Origin of the sequence: Streptomyces botrytidirepellens (assembly GCF_003721215.1) — a bacterium.
GTDB classification, from domain to species: Bacteria; Actinomycetota; Actinomycetes; order Streptomycetales; family Streptomycetaceae; genus Streptomyces; species Streptomyces himastatinicus.
In genome coordinates, this window is the sequence record NZ_RIBZ01000692.1 from 1 (window position 1) to 6756 (window position 6756).

The 6756-nt window shown below is 68.9% G+C and carries 8 protein-coding genes; 1 reads left to right on the forward strand and 7 read right to left on the reverse strand.

The features are described from left to right. Window positions 1-32: 32 nt before the first annotated feature. The 3 genes from EEJ42_RS51370 to EEJ42_RS35955 are packed head-to-tail and all read right to left on the reverse strand — an operon-like array spanning window position 33 to window position 1410. Window positions 33-686 (reverse strand): hypothetical protein, encoded by a 654-nt coding sequence (locus EEJ42_RS51370; protein ID WP_184503438.1) that lies wholly within the window; start codon window positions 684-686, stop codon window positions 33-35. Between the two features lie 42 nt (window positions 687-728). Further along, window positions 729-1073, reverse strand: coding sequence for a hypothetical protein (locus EEJ42_RS35950; protein ID WP_123106395.1), 345 nt, complete (start codon window positions 1071-1073; stop codon window positions 729-731). Continuing rightward, a complete protein-coding gene (locus EEJ42_RS35955) occupies window positions 1066-1410 on the reverse strand; it encodes a hypothetical protein (protein ID WP_123106396.1) in 345 nt (114 codons plus the stop codon). The genes EEJ42_RS35950 and EEJ42_RS35955 overlap by 8 nt, the downstream gene beginning before the upstream one ends. Window positions 1411-1566: 156 nt before the next feature. Between EEJ42_RS35955 and EEJ42_RS35960 the strand changes: the two genes are divergently transcribed. Beyond that, window positions 1567-2778, forward strand: coding sequence for an RNA-guided endonuclease InsQ/TnpB family protein (locus EEJ42_RS35960; protein ID WP_123106397.1), 1212 nt, complete (start codon window positions 1567-1569; stop codon window positions 2776-2778). 137 nt (window positions 2779-2915) lie between these two features. Here EEJ42_RS35960 and EEJ42_RS35965 read toward each other — a convergent pair whose 3' ends face one another. The 4 genes from EEJ42_RS35965 to EEJ42_RS35980 all read right to left on the reverse strand — a co-directional run. Continuing rightward, window positions 2916-3173, reverse strand: coding sequence for a hypothetical protein (locus EEJ42_RS35965; RefSeq protein WP_246097589.1), 258 nt, complete (start codon window positions 3171-3173; stop codon window positions 2916-2918). Between the two features lie 192 nt (window positions 3174-3365). Beyond that, a complete protein-coding gene (locus EEJ42_RS35970; protein ID WP_123106398.1) occupies window positions 3366-3887 on the reverse strand; it encodes a hypothetical protein in 522 nt (173 codons plus the stop codon). A gap of 95 nt (window positions 3888-3982) precedes the next feature. Continuing rightward, window positions 3983-4213 carry a hypothetical protein gene (locus EEJ42_RS35975; RefSeq protein WP_123106399.1) on the reverse strand — a complete coding sequence of 77 codons (231 nt, stop codon included), beginning with the start codon at window positions 4211-4213 and terminating at the stop codon, window positions 3983-3985. 32 nt (window positions 4214-4245) lie between these two features. Continuing rightward, window positions 4246-6756: hypothetical protein (locus EEJ42_RS35980; RefSeq protein WP_123106401.1), on the reverse strand; the 2511-nt coding region annotated here is incomplete at its 5' end.

Consider the following 6756-nt stretch of genomic DNA (forward strand, 5'->3'; position numbering starts at 1 on the left):
CGGCCCCCATGGCGGGGGCGGACAGGGAGACGTCAGTTCGGCGACGGCGGCAAATACTGGGGCTGCTCGGGCTGCGTCGTGTGGATCTCCGCGCGGACCTCGACCTCGGGCGGGGGCGGCGCCTCGTTGTGCACGTCGACCTGGACGAAGGCGGCTGGGCGCAGGCGCAGGCCGCGCAGCGCAAGGCCGGACAGGGCGACCCAGGCGAGGAGGGCGAGTCCGGCAGCGACTTGGCGTCCGGGGTCGGGGGTTCCGATCCACACCATGATCACGGTGGTGGCGCCCCACATCGTCCAGGCAAGCCGTGCGGGGCCGTTGTAGAAGACCCCGGTGACGAAAGAGGCGAAGCCAACGGCCTGCCAGACGCTGTAGGTGGCGCTGGCGGTGATGGGCAGCGCCTGCGTGTGGGTGAGGAGGTAGTGCCGTACCGGCTGGTCGATGGTGGCCAGCGTCCCGTTGATGGCCGCGGCCCATCCGGGGACGTGGGGCACGACCTGGCCCAGCAGCCAGGCACCCGCGAGGATGATCCCGGCGCTGAAGGCCATGTGGCGGACGGTTTCGTGCCGCCACAGCTTCGGCAGGTTCGCCCATCCCTGGCGGGTCCGGCCGGTCACCCAGCTGCGGACCTGCTGTAAGCGGTGCCACCGCTTGTGACGACTGTTCCTGCCCTCAGCGTTGGTGATCATGGTGGGTGTCCCTCTCTTCACGGAGCGCACGACGGCGCGGAGTCAGATGGTCGTGAGGTCGGTGCGGACGTAGCGCTGCAGATCGGCATCCCAGCGGGCGTGGGTGAGCAGCCGGTTGAAGTCTTCGATGGCGTCCTTGGTGCCGGCGGGGCACGGGACGAGACCGAGCTCGGGGTCCTCGATGAGCCACCAGTCCCACTCACGGCATTCAGCGGCTCCGACAAAGTCGCCGCTCCAGCGGCTGGCGCACGCGCCGTCGTGTTCGCATACCGCGCGCGGACGGCCGGTGTCCGGGCAGTGCGCGTGGTCGCAGCCTCCTTCGTGCAGTTGCCCCGGCGCGGCGGCGCAGTCCGGGCAGTTGAACGGGTGCGGGTCGTGGTCAGCCATGGAGCAGTTCCCCGGCGACGATGGTGTTCTTCGAGACGAGGAGTCCGGGGCAGCCGGAGGGTCGCTCGGTGACCGCTTCGCGCAGCAGGTCTGCGTAGGTGGCGGCGAGGACGTGTTCCTCGGCCTCGACGTCGGCGAAGGGGCGGCCGTTGAAGACGCTGGGGAACGGGGCGCGGTGGCAGACGCGAGTCTGCGCGGAGTCGGGTGTACCAGGGGAGCAGAGCAATCCTGCTGTGGCGACGGCGCCGGTCGTGTCGAAGGTTGCTGACGGGTGGCGTGTCAGGAGGAGCGCGGTCACGGCCGCGGTCTCGTCCTGGGATGGGTTCGTGGTGTTCATCAGGTCTCCTTCGTGGATACCCCCGGCTTCAGCCGGGGGAGGAAACACAGGTTCCTGCGGAGCAGGACTAGGAGCGGGGTTTCGCCGCCAGGGCGAAAGACCGTGCTCCGACCCACGGGATTTGATCCTTAGCTGCCGTCCCATTAGTTTGCGAGCGTGTCCACGACGCAGGTGAAGCGGGCGTATCGGTACCGCTTCTATCCCACCGGCGAGCAGGCGGCGGAGCTGTCGCGCACGTTCGGCTGCGTCCGCAAGGTCTACAACATGGCGCTCGCCGCCCGTACCGAGGCGTGGGCGCGGCAGGAGCGGGTCAACTACAACGAAACGTCGGCGATGCTGACGGCGTGGAAGAAGACTGAGGAACTGGCGTTCCTCAACGAGGTCTCCTCGGTGCCGCTCCAGCAGTGCCTTCGGCACTTGCAGACGGCGTTCACCAACTTCTTCGGCAAGCGGGCCAAGTACCCGCGCTTCAAGTCGAAGAAGAAGTCCCGGAAGTCTGCCGAGTACACCACCAGCGGGTTTCGGTTCCGGGACGGGAAGCTGACGCTGGCGAAGATGACCAGTTCGCTGGACATCGTCTGGCACCGTCCGCTGCCGGAGGGCGCGAAGCCGTCCACGGTAACCGTGTCCCAGGACAGCACGGGGCGCTGGTTCGTCTCCCTGCTGTGCGAGGACCCGGCCCTCAAGCCGCTGCCCGCGAACGGAGCAGCGGTGGGCGTGGATGTCGGCCTGGACCATCTGCTGACCCTGTCCACCGGCGAGAAGATCGCCAACCCGAGGCATGAACGCCGCGACCGTGCCCGCCTTGCTCTGGCCCAGCGCCGCCTGGCGAAGAAGGCCAAGGGCGATGGCGCCAACCGGCGCAAGGCCCGGCAGAAGGTCGCCAGGATCCACGCCCGGATTGCCGACCGCCGACGTGACGGCCTGCACAAGCTGACCACTCGACTCGTGCGTGAGAACCAAACCATTGTGATCGAGGACCTGACCGTGCGGAACATGGTCAAGAACCGGAGTCTGGCCCGCGCCGTCTCGGATGCGGCGTGGTCGGAGTTCCGGAACCTGCTGGAGTACAAGGCGGCGTGGCACGGGCGGGAAGTGATCACGGTGGACCGCTTCTTCCCTTCGTCCAAGCTGTGCTCCAGCTGCGGCACCCTCCAGGAGAAGATGCCGCTCAACGTCCGCACGTGGACGTGTGACTGCGGAACGACCCACGACCGGGACGTAAACGCGGCGAAGAACCTGCTGGCCGCCGGACTGGCGGTGTCGGCCCGTGGAGCTGGTGTCAGACCTCAACGGAGTACTCCGGGCGGGCAGTCGGCCATGAAGCAGGAAGCCTCCCGGCGCGAGCCGAGAAGCCCCCGCCTTTAGGCGGGGGAGTGTCACGTGCATCCTCATCCCGTCGGCGGGGGCTGGTCCGGCTCCCTGCGCACTCTCGAGTTCCTGGCGGGTTCGAGGGTGGGCAGGTGCGGGCTCCCTTCCTTCGGATCGGTGTAGGGCGGTATGGGTCAGCGGCGCTTGGTGCCGCCGTAGCGGAACGGGACCTCGGCGGCGGCCTCGTTCGCGGCACGGCTCAGGCGCCGGTGCTCCGCGGTCTCGTAGGTGATGCCGGCGGCCCGCTCGCGGTCCGAGTTGGCCTCGAGTGCGGCGTCCGCCTCCTTCATCGCGGTGATGTTGGCCCTGTCCATGTGGGCCTTGCGGGCGTGGCCGGTCAGGACGAAGAGGGTGCCGACGATGACGATTGCGATGGAGAGGGTCAGCATCATGAGTGGGCCTTTCTCTGCTGTGGGCGGGCGTTTGCGGGCCGGGTGCTCGAGACCGGACCGCCAAAGGGGGGTGGGGAAAGGCGGCGCGTTGGCTGTTCCGGCTCCCTGCCCGCCCCCGGCCCCGTGACGGGAGCCGAAGGGTGGACAGGCAGACGTCAGCGCGTCGTGAGCTGGTGGTGTCCGGCGGGCTGGCTACTGCTGGCCGTCGGTGATCTGGTTGTTGGTCCGCCCGAATCCGCGCGTGTTGGTGTGCAGTTCGGTGTGCTGCACGTAGACGGTGCCGGTGTACTGGTTGACCGTGTGGTCAGGCAGGGCGGAGGCGCCGTCTCGGAAGGCTCGCCCGATCATGCGGGCGGCGGCGCCGATCGCGATGACGACTCCTGCGGCACCCAGGCCGGCGAAGGTCAGCTGCATCGGGCTGACGCTGGACAGCTGCCACAGCACCAGGGAGACGGCGCCGCCAACCGGCAGCGCCCCCCAGGTGTAGACGATCACGAGGGTGGCGTGGTCGGTGGTCTTCTGGGACATGGGGGGGCGTCCGTGCTGGGCGAAGGGCACGGCGTTCCCCACGGTGGGTTGGGCCGGTGCGGGAACGATGTCTTTGTACCGGGTGGCGACGGGGGTGGTGTCGCTGTATCCCTCGGCGAGGAGTCTGGTCGACTCGAATTCTTCCTGAGCGGTCAGCTCCCGCCCGTGTTTGCGGTGGTCGTCCATGGGGTGTGACTCCTTGCTGTGAAGCCGAAGGCGTGGAAAGACACAGGGAGGCGGCCCGCTGCACCAAGCGGGCTGCCTCCCTGGCAGGCGTCGTCTTAATTGGAGGAGAGGTTGTTGACGGTCTCGCTGAACCCGGTCGCCCCGTGGCCGAACATCTCGTGGACCTTCTCGACGGTTGAGGTGCCGAGGGGCGTCATCATCATGAGGATCCAGAACACCGAGACGGCGGCGACCTCCCGCTTGCGGAAGCTGCTGTCCTTCTTCATCCAGATGCCGATGCCGATGGCGACGAGTAGGGCGAGTGAGGACGAGGTGAGAGCGAACATGGCTGATCTCCGATTTCTGTGAGAGGGGCGGGTCAGGCGTCGATCGGCTCGACGGTGTGCCAGTCGCGGTCGATCTTGGTGAGCTTTCCGAGGCGTTCCAGTCGCTTCGTGGCGCCTGCGACGTTGGGCGGCTTCAGGGCGGTGACCTTGGCGATCTCGCCGTTGCGTCGGGCTCCGCGGTCGACGGCGTGCCAGACGAGTTCGGAGCGGCTGGGTGGCACCAGCGCGTCCAGGTCCTCGTCCTCGTCGTCGAGGACAAGGTCTGTGCCGCCGGGGGTGGCGGGCGCGGGGGCGAGGTCGATGATGGTCGTGTTCTTGCCGCGCTTGGCGTCTTCCTGTTTGACCAGGTCGCGCAGGAACTTCTCTTCCTCGCCGGCGTCCATGTGCCGGTACTCGTCCCGCCGCAGGTAGGCGATGCCGGCGGGGCTCATGCCAGCTATTGCGTCTGCCTCGGCCTGGGTGAGGGTGGGCCGGGGCAGTTCGCGGGCGACGCGCACCGGGTTGGGGTGGAACATCATGCGGGACTGGGTGTACTGATCGGCGCCGTCGGCGATGTAGCCCAGGCCGCCGGTGCCGGAGCCGTTGGGGAACGTCTCCGGGATCGGCTCCAGGCGGAACTTCGGTGTCCTGGAGCCGAGCGACATCACGTCGATGTCCGCGCGTGCGTTGCGGAACATGGCGATGTTGCCGGACTGGAGCATGTCGCGGATGGCGTTGGCGTGCTTGTTGGTTCCGATGGAGTCGAGGTTGGGGATCTGGACGTAGATCCGGGCGCCGATGCCGGCGCCCCGTGTCTGGCGGCCCAGGTTGGACCCGGAGGCCAGGAGTGGGTTGACGTGGTCCTTGAGTGGGTCCATCACCATCTCGTTGAACTCGTCCCAGGTGACCTGCATCGGGGCGAACGGCTCGCCGGGGACGAAGAAGCTGCGGCCGTCCATGACGTAGCCGTCGGCGTCCTGCCACTGCATCTTCATCTGGGTCGAGAAGCGGAACTTGCCGAGGTCGACGGCGGCCTGGCCCATGAGCATGGCGCCGTAGTGGCTCTTGACCATCCAGTCGAGCTCGTGGGTCCAGGAGGCGAAACCGGCGCCGTACTTGCCGTCGGCCAGCCACCCGACGATCCCGTTGATCATTTGGGCGATCAGGAGGGTCTCCTCCAGGCTGCTCTTGCCGGAGCCGGTGGTGCCGGAGGAGAAGGAGTGCACGGCGGACATGCCCTGCTGGCCGGTGAGCCCGAATTTCCCCTCGTTGGGGATCATCAGGCGCCACCGGGCGGGCTCGCCGTAAATGTCCTTTCCGACCGTGATGTAGCCCTGGTCGTCCATGACCAGCGCCTGCGGGTCCAGGGGGACGCCGTCCTGGAGCGGGTTGACGGACATCTCGTTGACCTCGACGCGGCGGGCGTCGATCACCCGCAGGTGCAGGTGGGAGACGGCGTCCTCACCGTCCATGTCGAGGGCCTGGGCGATGGCGAGGGGCTGCACGTCGGCGACCGAGGACCCCCGGCGCGGCATCAGCAGCTTGAAGCGCCGGCCGAACTCGGTCTCCTCCGCGTCGTACAACTCGCTGCCGTGGTAGGGGCTGTACTCCTCCCACACCGCTGACAGGTCGTTCATGTCCAGCTCGCCAGTCCTGTTGCGCAGTTTGACGGTGAGCTTGGCGCGGGAAGCCGGCATGTCGTCGGGACGGTAGATGTTGACCGCCCGCGGCGGGACCTCGAACGCGATGGAGACCGCGTCCTGGCCGACGCCAAGGGCGGGCCGGGCGGTGGTGGAGACGATGATCGCGGTCAGCCGGTCCTCGTCCAGCCGGACGTCGGTGAGCTTGGACGCAGGCAGCGGGCCCTGGTCGCAGGCGATCCACTCAGCCCAGCGGGCCAGGTACCAGTCGATGCCGTCGGGGTGTTCGGCGGCCGCGGGCGTCGCAGAGTCCGGCAGCGCCCACATCCGCGCTCCCCAGGTCGCCGCGGTGGAGGCGACAAGGAGGCGGGCCCACCAGGGCACGTCGATGTAGCTGCTGGCGGGGATCGCCGCGAGCGGGCCGGCCCGCAGCGCCATCTCCGTCGGGCTGTAGCGGCGCCACCAGCCGCGCTCCCAGTCGGGAAGGCCCTTGGCCCAGATGGCGCGCAGCGTCGCGGACCGCTTGCGGTAGGCGTCGGCTTTCGCCGCACGGACCAGGGCGGCACGGTCCTCGCGGTGGCGCCAGCCGTCGGCGATGCCGATGGTCGGCACGAGCAGGCCGTCGGAGCCGACGGCGGGACCGTAGGCGTGGTCGAGGCCGAGGCGGCGGCGCATGCGGCGGACCCGGCGCCGGTAGCCGCGCCGGCTGCTGCGGGTCACCCATTCCCACGGCTCGCCCTGCCCGGGCAGCCAGCGCCACGGGCCCGGGCGCATACCGAGCGCGGCCCAGCCGACCGCGACACCGGTGGTGCCGAGAGTGGTGTACAGCAGCGGGTCACCGGACAGCCAGCCGGAGGCGATGCCGAGGCCGGAGCCGAGGTAGAGGCCCGGGTTGTGCGTCTGGGCCATCCGCGCGCGCAGTCC

What these genes read in the sequence shown, in the direction of transcription:
- EEJ42_RS51370 (WP_184503438.1), bottom strand. Translation starts at nt 686, where the DNA reads ATGATCACCAACGCTGAGGGCAGGAACAGTCGTCACAAGCGGTGGCAC.
- EEJ42_RS35970 (WP_123106398.1), bottom strand. Translation starts at nt 3,887, where the DNA reads ATGGACGACCACCGCAAACACGGGCGGGAGCTGACCGCTCAGGAAGAA.
- EEJ42_RS35950 (WP_123106395.1), bottom strand. Translation starts at nt 1,073, where the DNA reads ATGGCTGACCACGACCCGCACCCGTTCAACTGCCCGGACTGCGCCGCC.
- EEJ42_RS35975 (WP_123106399.1), bottom strand. Translation starts at nt 4,213, where the DNA reads ATGTTCGCTCTCACCTCGTCCTCACTCGCCCTACTCGTCGCCATCGGC.
- EEJ42_RS35955 (WP_123106396.1), bottom strand. Translation starts at nt 1,410, where the DNA reads ATGAACACCACGAACCCATCCCAGGACGAGACCGCGGCCGTGACCGCG.
- EEJ42_RS35965 (WP_246097589.1), bottom strand. Translation starts at nt 3,173, where the DNA reads ATGATGCTGACCCTCTCCATCGCAATCGTCATCGTCGGCACCCTCTTC.